Origin of the sequence: uncultured Arthrobacter sp. (genome assembly GCF_947493765.1) — a bacterium.
Lineage (GTDB): Bacteria > Actinomycetota > Actinomycetes > Actinomycetales > Micrococcaceae > Arthrobacter_D.
Window position 1 is genome coordinate 1 of record NZ_CANLSZ010000013.1, and the last position, 15,953, is coordinate 15,953.

Genomic DNA, 15,953 nt, shown 5'->3' on the forward strand with positions numbered 1-15,953 from the left:
GATTTACCGGGTTCAAGACCGCGGCCGCCGAGGAACTTCCGGCCGCGGTCGCGGTGATGGATCCCTTCCACGTGGTCCGCCTCGGCGCGGACGCGATGGACCGGTGCCGGCGCCGCGTCCAGCAAGACCTGCACGGCCACCGCGGCCTGTCCAGTGACCCTCTCTACCGGGCACGACGGACCCTGCACACCGGTCAGGACCTACTCACCGACCGGCAACGCGAGCGGCTCATGCTCCTGTTCGCCGATGAGAACCACATCGAGGTCGAGGCCACCTGGGGCATCCTGCAGCGGATGATCGCGGCCTACCGCAACCCTGACCGCACGCGCGGCCGCGAGGCGATGGCGGCGATCATCGAGGCCCTGCGTGCGGGCGTCCCTGACGCCCTCGTCGAGCTCCGACGCCTCGGCCGGACGTTGAATCAGAGGGCCGATGACGCCCTCGCCTACTTCGACCGGCCCGGCACATCCAACGGTCCGACCGAGGCCATAAACGGCCGGCTCGAGCACCTCCGCGGCTCCGCCCTGGGCTTCCGCAACCTGACCAACTACATCGCCCGATCACTCCTGGAGACAGGCGGGTTCAGACCACAACTACACCCTCGATTGGGATGAGCCGCTAACGCCACGAGCTGCCGCGCAACGCTTCGCGTCACTTGCCACAGACCGATAATTACGGGGCTAAGAGCAATCCCTGACTGCAATGGTCGATTGTGCACATCCATAGTAATGGTGCACAAAAGATAGATGCTCCGGCACCCGAACTATCCCATCAGTGACCTGAATCGCTCGTAGGCCTGTGAATCAGCTGCAAGCTCAATTAACGCAGTCTGGTTTCGGACTGACGCCAGCTGAAGCTGTTGCTGGAGGTCGTCTGGCGGGGAAACTTGAGTAAGGATCAATGACTCACACAATGCGGTGAGGGGTTCACCGATAGCGCGGCGGAAGTTGAAACCCAGTAGCTGCAGCACATTCGCGGTTTCAACGGAAAGCAGCGACCTCATAAGCTCCAGTTGTTTCAGTGACTCTTGCATTTTAGCCTCAGCGGCAGCGTCCATTTCCTCGTCAGCGTTGAGATCAGTGTCCTCGCTACTAGCTCGAAAGAATTGTTCAAGGAGCGGGAGCAGCGTGTCCGCAACGTATCTGATATCACCAGGGGCCAACTGCTGAGAAACCAGCTCCGACTGGTACGCCTGAGCTATCTGGATAAGCTGGCGCTTATCTTCCTGCAGATCATTAATAATTTCCTCAAGACCGGAAATAACGTCTTCCTGGCGTCCCGATGTACGTATCGCTCTGATTTTGTCCATGATCATCGCTGACCCGTTGCGTGCCATGCTCGCGGTCAGCTGCGTACCCAGCTGCAGTACTTCTACCGGCAGTTCTGTAGTCAAGGAGGTCCTCCAGTTAGATGTAGTAGCGTGTTCCGCGCTCTACCTCGTTGCCTATAAAGCCTTGAGAACAAAGAGTAAGAGGCTGAGCGCGATTATTCCTCAAGCGAAAGGCGAAGGCAGGCGGTACGCGAGGCTGGTCGAAACCTTGCATACCGCCTTCTCGCTACTTAGAGCGTTTTGACTTGGCTTGGGACAGCGCACTTGCAGCGATGCTGCGCGTGCGGGCTGAGGAACGACCGTCGCTCAACGCCTTCGACGCTTTGCGCGCGACACTCTTGCTGGTGACGCGACTTGATGAGCTTTTACCCATGAGGCACTACCTCCTATCTCGCCCGTGTGCGATGTAGGCTGGCATCTTCGCCCTGAGAAGTGAAGACCACCAGTGCTCCGCCATCGACCTTGGAGGGGCACATCGGTTTTAAGGACAACGGGCCCACGGGCGCAGGCGCGTTGGGGTTGACTACGGGTGTCAACCACGAAGCTTGAGTGATAGGCCATAACTAACGCTGAAGATCCGCGTTGGGCAGTGTCAAAGGTAAGAAGGCGTCCACGATTTGGCGGTTGGCCATATAGCCCGCCCCTCGTTTTTTGAGAAGATTTCGGGAGATGAGCTCGTTTACGTCACGGGTGACAGTTTTACTGCCCGCCCCTGCGTATTCTCCAGCTACCCGGGTACTAACTTCTCGCAGCTTAGAACGACTGACGGGCTCACCATCGGGCATGTCGAGCACGAGGTGTCGTTGCCTGCGTTTGGCTGGCGTATCTTCATCGCGGTAGCTGTCGTGGACTATTTTCTGCCACATCACTTCCTTTTGGTGTGTGCGCACGACGTCAATTTGATCGCGAAGTTCGTCGACCAGACCTTGCAACGCATACAGAATGAATCCTTCGACTGGGAATCCTTGGGCTTTGCTTGTCCGGTCGAGCTCTACGAGGTAGGCCTCTCGGGTTCGGTTGTAATGATTCGAGAGAAGGTGAGCAGCGGGTGTGGGAGCTCCAGCCTCGATCATGAGTTGGAATTCGATGAGACGTGCAGTCCGTCCGTTGCCATCACCAAATGGGTGGATCCATGCGATGTAGAGGTGGGCAAGAATTGCCTTTAGGACGGCTAGGGGAAAGCGAAGCTCTGGTTCACTTTCAGGTGCTTGCAGGCTATTCAACCAGCTAACCATTTTATCTAGGAGAAAATCACAGTCCTCGGCTGGTGCCCCTCGGTAGGAGCTGATACCCACGGTGACGCTGTGTGTTCGAGTTTCACCCGGGATCACATCATCTTTTGAGGGCTGGCCCTCCAACAGCTTCCTGTTGAACTTGTGGATCCGTTCTACGGTGAGGCCTGGGGTCCGACCATTTGCGACTTCATCAGCCAACTCATTGCATAGATCTAACACCGCATCGATCTCAGTACCTAAGTACTCGCGGGAACGCGGCAGGGGCAGATGCCCGTCGATTCGTTGACGCACCTCACCCTCAGTAAGGGTGTTTCCCTCAATGCTGGTGGTTCCGTGAATGCCCTTGCTGAGGTAGACAGAGTGCAGTTCCTCCGCGACCTGTGGGGTCAGCGGAGCGCCGGCAAGATGACGACATTTTGACTCGGCTTCTCCTAGGAGAAGCCAGGTTCGCCATCCCAGTGGTCTTAGATCTAAGGAGAATGTCAGCCAGGGGTGTGTCTCTTCATAACGGCGTGAAGTGGTCATGACTAGATTATGGCACATGTTTCTGTCCAAAATACTGTCCGTCTTACTGTCCGCGTCGTTGACCTGTCTTGGTACCTGCGAGTACTCCTTGATGCTTCATCGATAGCTGTGGCCCGTCAGTGTTCGGAGAGAGCTTGAGTAACATGCCCGATAGCCGGTCCTCCACTGGGACACTTTCGACCGTCCGAGTCAGACATGGACAACCCACATAAGTGTTGGTGCCCAGATTCCCGTAAGACCCGCCCGATAAAAAGCCCGGTGAAGACACCCTAAACGGTACAGTCGAGGCATGCTCATCGGATATGCCCGTGTTTCGACCGCGGAACAGGATCTCACCGCTCAACGCAACGGCCTTCGAGCCCTCGGGGTGGAAGACGACAACGTGTACGTCGACCATGGACTCACCGGAACCAATCGAGCGCGTCCCGGTCTTCGCGAAGCCCTGGCCGCCTCCCGGAAGGGAGACACCCTCGTCGTGACGAAACTCGACAGACTGGCCCGGTCAGTACCCGACGCGCGTGACATCGCGGATGAACTAACGAGAAAGGGCGTAGCCCTGAGTTTGGGCGGCAGCGTTTATGACCCGGCAGATCCCGTCGGCCGGCTACTCTTCAACGTCCTCAGCATGGTTGCTGAGTTCGAAGCTGATCTGATGCGCGCCCGTACCCGCGAGGGCATGGCAGTGGCGAAGGCCAAAGGAAAGTTACGGGGCAAACAGCCCAAGCTTTCCCCAGCTCAAGAAAGGCATCTGGTGAGCGTCTATCGGCAGGGCACTCAGACCACTTCCGAGATTGCCCATCTCTTCGGTGTTGCTCGCTCCACCGTGTACCGAGCCATTCAACGTGCCGGCACACCCTCGTCCTGATCCCGCCATCTACTGCGCAAGGACACCGCCATCTTCAGAAAAAGTCACACTCGACACCCCCTCCCAGGTATCTCACAAACCAAGTGCGAAACGTGTATTCTGTGGGCACGAGGTCGGCACGGATTCTGTGACCTCTCGAAAGAGGGGAGGACTCCATGGACGAAGTGGAACGGCCAGAACGTCTGGAGGGCGTGGAGGAGCCGCGTCTGGTGCCGGCGGGCGTGATGCTCGGCTACGCGCGTGTCTCGACGGTGGACCAGAATCTCGAAGGCCAGTACAAGCAGCTGCTCGAGGCAGGCTGCTATGACGTGTACTCCGACAAGGGCCGGTCGGGGGCGACGATGTCCCGCCCGAAGCTCGAGCAGTGCCTGCGGGCACTGCAGCCGGGGAACACTCTTGTCGTGACGAAGCTGGACCGGCTCGGGCGCACGGTGCGCGGCCTGGTCGAGTTACTGGAGTCGCTGAACGAGCGCGGCGTGAAGTTCCGGTCCCTGACCGAGGGCATCGACACGACGACCCCGTCGGGGCGGCTGATGTTCAATGTCATCGCCAGCGTCGCGGAGATGGAGCGCGAACTCATCCGGGAGAGGACCAAGGCCGGTCTCGCCGTGGCCACGGGCAAGGGAGGACGCCCGCCCAGGCTGCAACCCCACGACGTCGTGGAGGCGCGCAGGCTCCGCGAGAAGGAGGGAAAGACTGTGCAGGCGATCGCCACGAGGTTCAAGGTCCACCGGTCCACGATCATCCGGGCGCTACGCACCGACGGGCTCGCTGGCGCCAGCTACAGAGAGGGTCGGAGTGGTCCCAAGTGAGCAAGAGCGCACCATGGTGATGTTTCCGTCGAGCAGCTTCGGCCGCTCGATACGGTGGGAGCAGTATTCCCACCGGCACCAGGGGGCCCGAAAATGGCACGATCGCGCAAGCGCAACCAGATTGATGGACAAGAAACTCTCGACTTAGACGCATTTCTTTTCGCACCACCAGAGGAGGCTCTCGATGAACAAGTACGGCAAATTCGCGCAGGAGACCTGGAAGATGACAGCCCCGTCGCAGTACGCCCTGATCCCGGATCCAGACGAGTGGTTTCGGAAGCTAGGCGAGGAAGCGATGAACCAGGTGGGGGAGTTGCAGTACCAGATCGCGGGGCCGGATCCGGAGGGCGAGACGTACCTGCAGAAGGTGGGCCGGCTGAACGCGTCGAGGATGCAAGCCGAGGAGATCGTCCGGGCGGAGATGTTGACGCCGGACGTGATGGAGGCGGAGGGCGACGACGAGACGGAGGAGGACGAAGTGGATCGCCAGCGGAGGGAACTCCGGGAGGCCTTCAAGGCGATCGCACAGACGCAGCGGGAGTTGCTGGACGCCTACCGGAATCAGGAGATGGACCAGAACTACCAGAGATAGTTTCTCTGACTGAGGCTGGTTCACGCTTCGTCCCTGTACGGCAGGACGATCTAGCCCCGTCGGGCGCCCGTGCGCGGTTCCAGGCCAATGTTGCGGCGCTGCGGATCCTGCGCGAGCTGCAGGATCAGAATCGGGCAGCTAGTGCACAGGAGCGTGCGGTGCTGGCACGGTGGGGGAGCTGGGGTGCCACCGGTGTGGCTGAGGTGTTCGATGAAACCCGCGGCGAGTACGAGGCTAACCGTGCCGAATTGCGCGAGCTGCTGAGCGAGAGCGAGTACCGGGCCGCGAACCGGACCGTCATCAACGCCCACTACACCGACCCCGCCCTCGCCGCGGAACTCTGGCAGACCCTAGATACACTCGGCTTCGAGGGCGGCCGGGTACTGGAACCGGGATCAGGTGCCGGCACCTTCATCGGCCTCGCACCCGAATCCGCGACTATGACCGGTGTGGAGCTGGACCCGATCACCGCGGGTATCTCCCAGGCGCTCTACCCGGATGCTGATATACGCGTCGAGTCCTTCGCGGATACTCGCCTTCCCTCCGGTTACTTCGACGCAGCTGTCGGGAACGTCCCGTTCGCCAAGACCAGGCTGCACGATCCGCGACACAATGCGGGCAACCACTCGATGCACAACCACTTCATCATCAAATCGTTGGACCTCACCCGACCCGGTGGAGTCGTCGGCGTCATCTCGTCCGCGTTCACTATGGACGCGCAGAACCCGGCAGCCCGCCGTGAGATCTACGAGACAGCCGACCTGCTGGGAGCCGTCCGTCTGCCGACCGGTGCGCATCGTCGCGCCGCCGGTACCGATGCCCTCACCGACGTCCTGATCTTCCGCAAACGACTTCCGGGAGAGGATCCGCTTAGCCCGCAGTGGCTGGAGTCTCGCGTCCTGTCCGTGGGTGACGAGCAGAAAGCCGCGCAGGATGTAGTGATTGACGCGGGCCAGGACGTGGCCCGGATGAATGCGTACTTCATTGAGAACCCGCAGCGGGTGCTGGGTGAGCCGGTGGTGGGTAACGGCATGTACGGGTCAGCGACGCTCACCGTGCGCAACGAGGATTTGTCCGCCGTACCGGAGCAGCTGCACGACCAGTTGCAGGACGTAGCCCAGCGCGCCGTCGACGCCGGCAGAGGAGTGGCAGAGCGTCAGGCCGGGCAGGTCATCGAGTCTGTGGCCATTGTTCCTGCAGGTAAGCAGATTCAGGTCGGGCACATCATGTCCGAGCCGGACGGCACGTTCCGGCAGGTCGATATTGACGGATCAATCGCACCGTTGAAGGTCCCTGCGACCCAGGCACGGGAACTGCGGTCCCTGCTAGGGCTTCGCGACCTCGCCCGCTCCGTGCTCACGCTCGAGGCGAGCAACGTGGAGGACACCCCGGAGCTCGACGCCGAACGCGCCAGCCTGCGTGAGTCCTACAGCACCTATATGGATTCCTTCGGCCCGATCAACAGGTTCACTGAACGCCGCACTGGCAAGGTCAACGACGCTGGTGAAGACATCATGGCCAGGGTCACGCCGAAGGCAGTGGCGCTGCTGCGCAGCGACCCCTTCGGGCCTATCGTGCCGGCTCTGGAGCGGTTCGACGAGGCCAGCCAGACGGCAACCCCGGCAGCCCTGCAGCGCGGCCGCCAGGTCCAGCCGCGCCAGCCCATCCGCGGCGTCGACACCCCGGCTGAGGCCCTTGCGGTCACTCTGGACGCCCGAGGCGACGTTGACCTCACCGAGATAGCCAACCTGCTCGGCGTCGACCCAGCCGCAGCCAGGGATGCACTGGGCGAGCTGGTCTACGACATTCCCAGTGAGCCCGGGGTCATGGAGACGCGAGCCGAGTACCTCAGCGGCAACATCCGGGAGAAGCTCGACGTCGCCACCATCGCCGCGGCCGAGGACGAACGATTCCTGCGCAACGTTGAGGACCTGAAAGCGGCTATGCCGCTGCCGTTGGGTGCGGATGAGATTGAGGCTCGTATTGGGTCCATCTGGATCTCAGCCGATATCCACCAGGAGTTCCTGCAGACCATCACCCACGATCGGCAGGCACGCGTGGACAGGGTGACCGGCGCGAACTGGGACGTCCAGGCGAACAGGCACAGCTTCTTGGCCCGCAACGACTGGGGTACCGAGCGGATGCCAGCGGGAGAAATTTTCAAGAATCTGCTCGAGCAAAAGCGCGTCCAGGTCACCGACCCGGACCCAGACCCGGAGAGCCAGCGGCGCATCCTCAATCCTGTCGAGACAGCATCAGCGCAGGAGAAGGCCCAACTGATGCAGGACCGTTTCGGGGAGTGGGTGTGGGAGGACGCGGACCGCGCCATCGCCCTCACCGACGAGTACAATCGACGCTTCAACTCGCTCGTGCTGCGCGACTATACCGTCGAAGGTGAACGACTTACCCTGCCCGGACTCGTGAAGAACTTCGAGCCTCGACCGCATCAACTGGCCGCTGTGGCGCGCATGATCTCCGAGCCGTCCGTGGGGCTCTTCCACGAGGTGGGTGCGGGTAAGACTGCTGAGATGGTCATGGGGTCGATGGAGTTACGGCGCCTCGGTATGGCACGCAAACCGGCGGTGATCGTACCGAACCACATGCTGGATCAGTTCGCCCGCGAGTGGCTGCAGATTTACCCTCAAGCGCAGATCCTCGCCGCGTCGTCGGCTGACCTCGCTGGAGATAGGCGCCGACAGTTCGTAGCCCGCGCGGCGGCGAACGACTGGGATGCGGTCATCATGACACGCACCGCGTTCGAGCGGATTCCTCTATCGACCGAATCCGAAGCGGAGTACCGCGGTCGTGAGGTCGAGCGCATGCGCCAGGAGATTCTGGCTGCGAAGGAACGCGCCCTCGCAAGTGGCGGCAAGGCGATGAGCGTCAAGAAGCTGGAGTCGCGTCTGCAGGCCGATGAGGAGAGGATCAAGCGCCTCCTCGAACACCCCATCGATCCAGGACTCACCTTCGAGCAAACCGGTATCGACTATCTGGTCGTGGACGAACTCCACGACTTCAAGAACCTCGCAACGACCTCAAACATTCAGGACGCGGCAATTGACGGGTCCAACCGCGCCACGGACCTCCACTCCAAGGTGGAGTACCTGCGCAGCGTGCACGGTGACCGGGTGATCACCGGTGCGACGGCGACGCCGATCGCCAACAGTGTCACCGAGATGTACGTTATGCAGCGCTACCTGCGCCCGGACCTGTTGGAAAAGGCCGGCATCAACGACTTCGACACATGGGCTGCGACCTTCGGCCAGGTCGTCACCGAGATGGAGATGACCGTCGCCGGCGGTGACAGCTTCAAGATGAAGGAACGGTTCTCGAAGTTTCAGAACGTGCCCGAGCTGCTGAAGATGTTCCACACCTTCGCAGACGTGAAGACCGCCGAAGACCTGCAGCTGCCCGTGCCCGACATCGAGGAACGCGAGGACGGCAGGCGCCTACCCCGCATGGTCACCGTCGACCCGTCCATCGAGCTCGAGGCATACATCGCGGACATCGCAGACCGCGCCGAGAAGATCCAGGCACGTCTGGTCGATCCGACCGAGGACAACATGCTGAAGATTTCCAGCGACGGACGGAAAGCCGCCCTCGACATGCGCCTGGTTGACCCGGACCTCGACGCTCTGGTTGGAGCTACGAAGATCAGTGCAACCGCGGACCTCGTAGCCAAGGTGTACGAGGAGACCAAGGACCGCGTCTACATCGACCCGGAAACGAAAGATACGCACCCGACACCGGGCGCCCTGCAGATCGTGTTCTGCGACCTCGGCACACCGTCGGACAAGTGGAACGTCTACGGGCAGCTGCGTGAGGACCTGGTGCAGCGAGGCGTGCCCGAGCACAAGGTGCGCTTCGCGCACGAGGCGAAGAACGACGCCGAGAAAGGCCGGCTCTTCGAAGCCTGCAGGACCGGCGATGTCGCCGTGCTCATCGGATCGACACAGAAGATGGGTACGGGTACGAACATGCAGGCCCGCGCCGTGCACCTGGTCGACCTCGACGCACCATGGCGGCCGGCCGACGTCTCCCAGCGTCACGGCCGTATCATCCGCCAAGGCAATCAAAACCCCGAGGTCAGCATCTCGCAGGTCGTCACCAAGGGATCGTTCGACACCTTCATGTGGCAGACCCTGGAGCGCAAGAGCAAGTTCATCGACCAAATCATGCGCGGCCGACTCGACGTCCGCGAGATCGAGGACGTCGGTGACAACACCCTGTCCTTCGCTGAGGTTAAAGCCATCTCCAGTGGCAATCCACTGATCCTCGAAAAGTCTAAAGCCGACCAGGAACTGACCCGCCTGCAGCGTCTCGAGCGCGGCTGGCACCGCAACCAGGCCGCGCTCAGCCGACGCAAGGACAGCGCCATCGTCCGAGGCAAAGCACTTGCCGCGGAACTGCCCGCCTTGAAGGAAGCCGTCGCGCGTACAACGCCCGACGTCGGAGGGGACGCGTTCCGCATGACCATCAACGGAAGGACCGTCGACAAGCGCACCGATGCTGTAGACGCGTTGCGCACGTGGGCCGACCGGAACGCAGCAGGACGACCCCCTATCCAGGGGTCGAAGGACCTTGGTGTGATGGCGTCTATCGGTGGTCACGACATCAGGTTCGTGCAAGGCCAAGCGAACATGGTCGAGATGGGCGCGTCCCGCGTCGAAATGCAGATCGAGGGTGCGCCCGGCGTTGCCGTGGAGCTCAAACGAAACGATTCGCTGTTCCCGACTGTCGGGGTGATCCAGCGCCTCGAGAACCAGGTCACGCGACTACCCGACGAGGTGGTCAAGCGTGAGCGTCAGCTCGAGGAAGCACGGCAGGAGTATCGCGATGCGGCTAACGCCCTGCAGCAACCGTTCAAGCACACTGAGGCACTGGAGAAGGCCAGATGGGAAGTGGAGCGGATCAATCGTGAGATGCGCGGCGAAGATGGTGCACAAACGTCTCTCGGGTCCGACCTCGAGGACCTAAAGCGCCACATGAGGGCGAGCTTCCCGAACCCGCCTTCGTCTGGGAAATCACCAGAGCAGACTGGTCAGACACGTCCAGACGATCACGCTCCGGACGTCGATCCCGACCGCGATAAGGATCAGGGAATGGAACTCTAAGTAGTGCACAGCAGAGGGGCGGTTCCTCCCGATGGTAGGAACCGCCCCTCACTTGTTCAGGTCACACGTCAATCATGAGAGCGTGAACCGACCCTTTCGCTAACTCAGTGCTTCATCTGCCCAGCCTGGCTGCCTGACGTGCCATCCAGCGACGAGCCTTTACTTCGATGGTCGATGCGCGCCGGTCAGCCTCAAAGTGGCCGTCGTAGGTGTGCACCGACAGGGCTCCATGCCGAACGATCTTGCCGAGCTTCTTGTCGATTCGACGGGTGGCCTCCGCCAGGTCGTGCATACCGCGAAGCTCGAACCACAACCGGGCCTCGAAGAACTTCCAGCTCAACACCGTCGTGGACTCGATACGTTGCTGGTTGATACCGAGATAAGTGACGGTTGCAGTGTGTTCGGTCGGAAGGTCGGAGTCATGACGATCCCTCACCGAGTCCCAGAACGTCCGCCATTCCTGCCCGGGCGCGAGTATGTGAATCGTCTCCGGGATCTTCACCCGCTGGAGCTCGTTGTCCGCGTGTGCGGCCCGCTCCGGATGAGGGTCGATAGAGAGCTTCACGTCATGCGCAGCAGTAGTGCCGAAGTTCTTCACCACCAAGTCGATGTACTCACCACCACCGGCTTGGCTCAGCTCCATCGTGACGACCACGTAAGGCTGTGCCTGATCAATCAGAAGTTCGCGCTGAAGCTCCCGCGTCTTCTCGGCATCCTCCGCAGTGGCCTTTGCCTGCTCACGCGCTATCTTCACCTGCTTAGCCGCATAAACCAGTGCTACAACGGCGACAATTAATGTGAGCACCGCGGCGATCGAACTGACCCACGCTGCCCATGTTTCAGGCTCCACTACAGTGCGTCGCCAGACGACGTCGCGGGAGTATCCGTCGAGGACGGTGAACGCCGTCCACGGCGCTTTGCGACTCCACCGGATTCGAGGCCGAGCTTCTTCAATTCGTCTTCACTCCAGCCGTCTTTGGTAGCACGGACGTATGCCTTTTTATCTTCCCGCTCGGCGTCCGCGAGCTGGTCGCGCAGCTCTTCCACACGCTGCCGGGCGAGGGTCAAATCGGTGACCGATTCAATACGCGAGTCGAGGAGCTTGCGTGCCTGGCTCTTCGTGGTTTCGAGGTCGAGAGTAGTCATAACCTCACCTTAATCTGGGCGCCCGACGAAAGGGAACACAAACCCTCGGTCAGTGGCCGGCGGGGTAGTCGTGGAGGTAGGCGTTGTCCGGGTCATTGAACCAGTCGGTGACGTCGTCCGAGTCGTACCTGATGGGGTTCCGGCCGAGTACGTAGAACGAAGGACCGTCGCCCATGCGACGCCACCTTGCCAGCTCTGTGGTGGTCACGCCGTAGAGCGCAGCCACGTCCCTCGGTGCGAGTATCGCGCCCACCTGGACTCCTGTTTTCATCTTTGCCCCCGTTCCTTTCGGCAACGCCGTCATCACTTGGACGCGAAGTGAATTGGCAAGGTGGAGAGGTCGGACCGTGGAATACCGGAGCGGAGCGAGGATATGCCGCGAAAGCCGTCCTCGGAGCCTTGCCAAGAGAAGGGCGGACAGTACATTCACACGCCGAAACGGAACGGCGTAGCCGGTCGGTCATTGCAGACGCGAAGCGTCCTCGAAAGGCTTGAACACCCCGCCCGGCACAACCTGCCGGGCGAAGAGCATGCGGAGCCACAGCGGAGCAAGCTATGCGTTTATGTGCCATAAACGCGTTTTCCGCTGGCGCCTGCGGCTGGGCGGTGACACACTTGGGGTGTGGGGCCTCCGTTGGAGGGGCGCTGCGCTGGGCCGGAGAATCAAGGGCGGGGGAGCGGTGAGCGAAGGAAGCGAGCAGGAGCCCGCCGAGGACTCGGTATCGTGCCCAGGGGAAAGGTCCGGTCGTGCCGCGAGGCGGCATGTGTGGTCTTCTCGGCGCAAGCGTATCGACGGAAAGACCGTGTACGTGCGCGTCTCGATGTCTGAGCTGGAGCGTGCGCAGCTGTTGCAGTTGGAGTCGCAAACCGGTCTGTCACCATCCGCGATTCTCGTTGATGCCGCGCTTGGGTCCGGTGACCCGGCAGTGCTGACCTTGCGGAAGCAGGAGGTCGTCACCCTGTTGACGATCCGCCGACTGATCGGAACGGCAGCGAACAACGTCAACCAGATCGCGCGTCATGCTAACGCGACCGGTGAGGTCAAGAATGAGGCCTTGGCAGCGGTGCAGCAAGCACGCCATTTGATGCGTCAGATCGAAGCCAAGATGTACGAGCTGAAGCCGTGATCCCGAACATCACGAAGGGCTCCCGGACCGTCGGTCTGATGAAGTACCTTGTGGGGCCGGGGAAGAGGAACGAGCACACGGACCCGCACTTGGTCGCAGGCAGCCCGGTCATCATGTCCTGGTTCGACGACGCCCAGCTCAACGAGCAGTCCGCTGTCCTCGTCGCCAGCGAGGTCGACCTGAATAAGCGGATCAACGATGTCGAGATGGACCAGCACGTCTGGCACTGCTCACTGTCGCTCCGGGCCGATGAACGTCCCGTCAGCGACCGCGAGTGGGCGGACATGGCCGAGAAGTTCATGGACGACATGGGCTTCACCGACAGCAGTGGCAAAGCACCCTGTCAGTGGGTTGCCGTGCACCACGGGACAAGCACCGCCGGTAACGATCACATTCACATCGTCGCCTCACGCGTTCGCGAGGATGGTACGAAGTGGAGCGACTGGTCGGACTTCCCAAAGGCGCAGACAGCAGCCCGGAACCTTGAGAAGCAGTTCGGCCTCATCGAGCTCGGGCAGCACTCCGAGCGTGGTCTGAAACCAGCCGAACAGCTCATAGATCGTGAGACCGGCAGCACGCGGGAACCTGCACGACACCGCTTGGAGCGTTCGGTCCGTTCCAGCGCGATGGCGTCGACCACCGAAGGGGAGTTCGTCCGTCGGCTCCGTCACCAGGAGCTCCTCGTGAACGCCCGTTTCGCTGACGGTGGTCGTTCCGTCGTTACTGGTTACTCCGTGGCCGAGCGGCCACCGGCGGGAATGGACCCAGTGTGGTTCGGTGGCGGGAAACTCGCGAAGGACCTCACGCTGCCAGCGCTGCGCACAGCGTGGACGGACACCCCGGAAGCAGCGCAGGAAGCAGCCGAGGAATGGTGGGCCGCCAAACGCCAGCAGCGGATCGTACACCGCGAGGCCCCGGACATGACACGAGGTGCCCGCGTGTCAATGATCGGCGGTCACGCCATCGACGAAGTTGCCGCGCGGAAGCTAGCGTTGGACATGGCAAAGGCACGCAAAGTCATGTCGTCCGTGGCACCCGGCGATCACCAGACGTGGGCACACGTCGCCCGTGAAGCGTCCGGTGTGTTCGGAGCCTGGTCGAAGGCCACCGAGTCCGAGCCGGGGCCGCTCGCCCACGCCTCACGCGTCCTGGCGAGATCCGCGCACCGGTCGGGCGTCACAATCAGTGAGCCTGTGCGCACACCGCTGCGGATGGCCGGCACAACAGCGTTCCTCCTCGCGGCCACTTCCGCGCCGTCACCAGTCGCGCAGACGCTCATCATGCAGCAGATGCTCCGCACCATCCGCCTCCTGCACGACATGCAGGCGAGTAATAAGGAACTCCGCGAAGCGCGTCTACTCAGCGACACCGTGCGCGAGCACCTGAGCATCGTTGGGGCACCATTGCCCGACGTCGAAGAGCCACGTCTGCCCTCACTCGAGTATGCCGCCGGCACCCCGGCTGGAGCCGAGCGGAAGCCAGTGCCGACCCTCACTGAAGCCACACCACCGCAGCGGGCCCCGCAGCGCGTGGCGCGGGGAGCCGAGGAGTACGAGACCGACCTGCACACACCGGATCAGGGGATAGGGAGATAGCAGATGAACCACGACACACCAGACGGAGCCGATGGACTGTTCCGCCCGCAGCTGCAAGCAGCGATGGCCGTCGCCGGACGACTTGCCGAGGTCCTCGCCCGCCAGCGGGCCGAGCAGAACGAGCAGATGCTGCGCGCAGAAGAAGCGCAGCGCAAGCAGCTGCAGGAGCGTTTCGAGGCCGAGCGAGCCGTGATGCGCACACAGCTCGGCGCTGTGCACCAGCCGCAGTTCTGGGACAGCGCGAAGCCCGAGGACATCGCCGCCCAGTACGCTCTGGCGCAGCAGTGGGACTCGGTCGACGACATGGCGCGGCTGTCTCGCGAACATATCCACGACGAGATCAAGACCAGGTACAACCTCACGCCGGAGCATTACTTGTCTATGCAAGAGCGCAGCAATAGATCTGAAGAATCAATTGATGAGCGGATTGCAGCTGCCGAGCAGCGATTACAGACAACACGTGATCGCTACAACTCCAACCTCGGCGGGCAATCACAGGCGGAGCACGATCAGATCCGACGCTCCCAAGATCAAATCGAGGCCGAGTTGGTCGGGCTTCGCGCCGAAAAAGCGGCGGCACCGAGAGAGCGAGAGAACAGTGCGGGCCGCGCCGAGCATGAGAAGCCTCAACCCGGCCAAGCGCAACAAAATCATCAGAACGAGGAGGGCCCAGGTGACCAGCGCGGAAACTCAAAGATGGACCCCTCCTCGAACGATGAGGTCCTGAAGAATCAGCGGGAGGCGGAGCGTGACCACGCCGCCGCGGAGCTGGAGTCAGCAGCTGTTGTTACCGGCGACTTGCGGAACGACGTTGACACGCAGAACGCCGCTGCGAACGCCGAGGAGCTGTGGGACTCAGGGGACCGCAGAGCGAAGCTTGCGGGCTTCCTCATGGAGCGGGTCGGGACAATCGGTGTCGAACGTGAGGGCGTGGCCGCGGTCCTCGCAGCTGACGTCAGTAACGGCACGCCGCCGTCAGCGGCAGCGAAACCGGGTAAGCGTTCTGCACGCCGGCAGGAGTCGCCTCAGGTGGCCCGGGCCCAGGATAGGGACTTCGGCCTCGGCTAGGGAAGCACCAGGCATCAGCACACGCAAAGAGGAGCGACCGTCAGGTCGCCCCTCTTTGCGTGTGTCGGTTGGTCACGGGTTAGAGAACAGCTCTTGCGGCGCCGCGACCACCGGCAGCGCCCTGACTGTCGGGGCATGTTTGTCGATGGTGCATCCCTTGAAGGGGCCGTTGTTGTAAAACAGCGCACGCATCGTCGGATCGGCGTGGATTCTCCACCAGTCGGACATGCCAGTGCCCGGATCGAGCCTCAGGGTTTCCCACGCCCTCCAGAGGGCGTTGAGGCGGCTCACCGCCTCGATGTGAGCCCACCAACTGCTACACCAAGTGAACTCCTTCTGATGACCCATCGGATCCACGGGACGCGGGTAGTGATGCACGAGGTACTCCGTGACGAACACCTCGAGGTTTGGGAAGTACGTCGACGGCTCAGCGCTTGTAGCATCCGGCACGTCCGAACCATCGGTGTCAGGTTCGTCTGCGGATGGTGCCTGGATGAGCTGGTCGAACTCGTTTCCGGCGTCGAAGGGTGACTGCACGTCCATC

At 61.9% G+C, this 15,953-nt stretch carries 14 protein-coding genes; 8 read left to right on the plus strand and 6 right to left on the minus strand.

Annotated features, from left to right (window positions below):
- On the plus strand, positions 1-614 hold a 614-nt coding region (locus Q0747_RS13205; RefSeq protein ID WP_298255394.1), incomplete at its 5' end, for a transposase.
- A gap of 149 nt (positions 615-763) precedes the next feature.
- On the opposite strand, the gene Q0747_RS13210 is transcribed toward Q0747_RS13205, so the two are convergent.
- Positions 764-1,393 (minus strand): hypothetical protein, encoded by a 630-nt coding sequence (locus Q0747_RS13210; RefSeq protein ID WP_298255396.1) that lies wholly within the window; start codon positions 1,391-1,393, stop codon positions 764-766.
- A gap of 500 nt (positions 1,394-1,893) precedes the next feature.
- Positions 1,894-3,090, minus strand: coding sequence for a Fic family protein (locus Q0747_RS13215; protein WP_298255398.1), 1,197 nt, complete (start codon positions 3,088-3,090; stop codon positions 1,894-1,896).
- 289 nt (positions 3,091-3,379) lie between these two features.
- Between Q0747_RS13215 and Q0747_RS13220 the strand changes: the two genes are divergently transcribed.
- The 4 genes from Q0747_RS13220 (at position 3,380) to Q0747_RS13235 (ending at position 10,473) form a co-directional block, all read left to right on the plus strand.
- Positions 3,380-3,955 carry a recombinase family protein gene (locus Q0747_RS13220; protein ID WP_298255401.1) on the plus strand — a complete coding sequence of 192 codons (576 nt, stop codon included), beginning with the start codon at positions 3,380-3,382 and terminating at the stop codon, positions 3,953-3,955.
- Positions 3,956-4,110: 155 nt separating this feature from the next.
- The gene (locus tag Q0747_RS13225; RefSeq protein ID WP_298255403.1) at positions 4,111-4,767 is read left to right on the plus strand and encodes a recombinase family protein; all 657 of its coding nucleotides are present in this window, start codon (positions 4,111-4,113) and stop codon (positions 4,765-4,767) included.
- 184 nt (positions 4,768-4,951) lie between these two features.
- Positions 4,952-5,359 (plus strand): TnpV protein, encoded by a 408-nt coding sequence (locus Q0747_RS13230; protein ID WP_298255405.1) that lies wholly within the window; start codon positions 4,952-4,954, stop codon positions 5,357-5,359.
- 194 nt (positions 5,360-5,553) lie between these two features.
- The gene (locus Q0747_RS13235; protein ID WP_298255407.1) at positions 5,554-10,473 is read left to right on the plus strand and encodes a helicase-related protein; all 4,920 of its coding nucleotides are present in this window, start codon (positions 5,554-5,556) and stop codon (positions 10,471-10,473) included.
- Between the two features lie 112 nt (positions 10,474-10,585).
- Here the strand turns inward: Q0747_RS13235 and Q0747_RS13240 are convergent, their stop codons facing one another.
- From Q0747_RS13240 to Q0747_RS13250, 3 genes are read right to left on the minus strand one after another with little or no spacing between them, the layout of a single operon-like run.
- Complete coding sequence (locus tag Q0747_RS13240) at positions 10,586-11,323, minus strand: hypothetical protein (protein WP_298255409.1); 738 nt, start codon at positions 11,321-11,323, stop codon at positions 10,586-10,588.
- Positions 11,323-11,619 (minus strand): hypothetical protein, encoded by a 297-nt coding sequence (locus tag Q0747_RS13245; protein ID WP_298255411.1) that lies wholly within the window; start codon positions 11,617-11,619, stop codon positions 11,323-11,325. The genes Q0747_RS13240 and Q0747_RS13245 overlap by 1 nt, the downstream gene beginning before the upstream one ends.
- A gap of 49 nt (positions 11,620-11,668) precedes the next feature.
- Positions 11,669-11,890, minus strand: coding sequence for an AlpA family transcriptional regulator (locus Q0747_RS13250; RefSeq protein ID WP_298255413.1), 222 nt, complete (start codon positions 11,888-11,890; stop codon positions 11,669-11,671).
- Positions 11,891-12,422: 532 nt separating this feature from the next.
- Between Q0747_RS13250 and mobC the strand changes: the two genes are divergently transcribed.
- Genes mobC through Q0747_RS13265 form a run of 3 tightly spaced genes read left to right on the plus strand, consistent with a single transcriptional unit; the run spans position 12,423 to position 15,409 of the window.
- Positions 12,423-12,746 carry a plasmid mobilization relaxosome protein MobC gene (mobC, locus tag Q0747_RS13255; RefSeq protein ID WP_298255415.1) on the plus strand — a complete coding sequence of 108 codons (324 nt, stop codon included), beginning with the start codon at positions 12,423-12,425 and terminating at the stop codon, positions 12,744-12,746.
- Entirely contained in the window at positions 12,743-14,341 is a 1,599-nt protein-coding gene (locus Q0747_RS13260) for a relaxase/mobilization nuclease domain-containing protein (protein WP_298255417.1), read from the plus strand. The genes mobC and Q0747_RS13260 overlap by 4 nt, the downstream gene beginning before the upstream one ends.
- A 3-nt stretch (positions 14,342-14,344) precedes the next feature.
- Positions 14,345-15,409 (plus strand): hypothetical protein, encoded by a 1,065-nt coding sequence (locus Q0747_RS13265; protein WP_298255419.1) that lies wholly within the window; start codon positions 14,345-14,347, stop codon positions 15,407-15,409.
- A gap of 72 nt (positions 15,410-15,481) precedes the next feature.
- Here Q0747_RS13265 and Q0747_RS13270 read toward each other — a convergent pair whose 3' ends face one another.
- The gene (locus Q0747_RS13270) at positions 15,482-15,952 is read right to left on the minus strand and encodes a DUF4913 domain-containing protein (RefSeq protein WP_298255421.1); all 471 of its coding nucleotides are present in this window, start codon (positions 15,950-15,952) and stop codon (positions 15,482-15,484) included.
- Position 15,953: the final 1 nt, after the last annotated feature.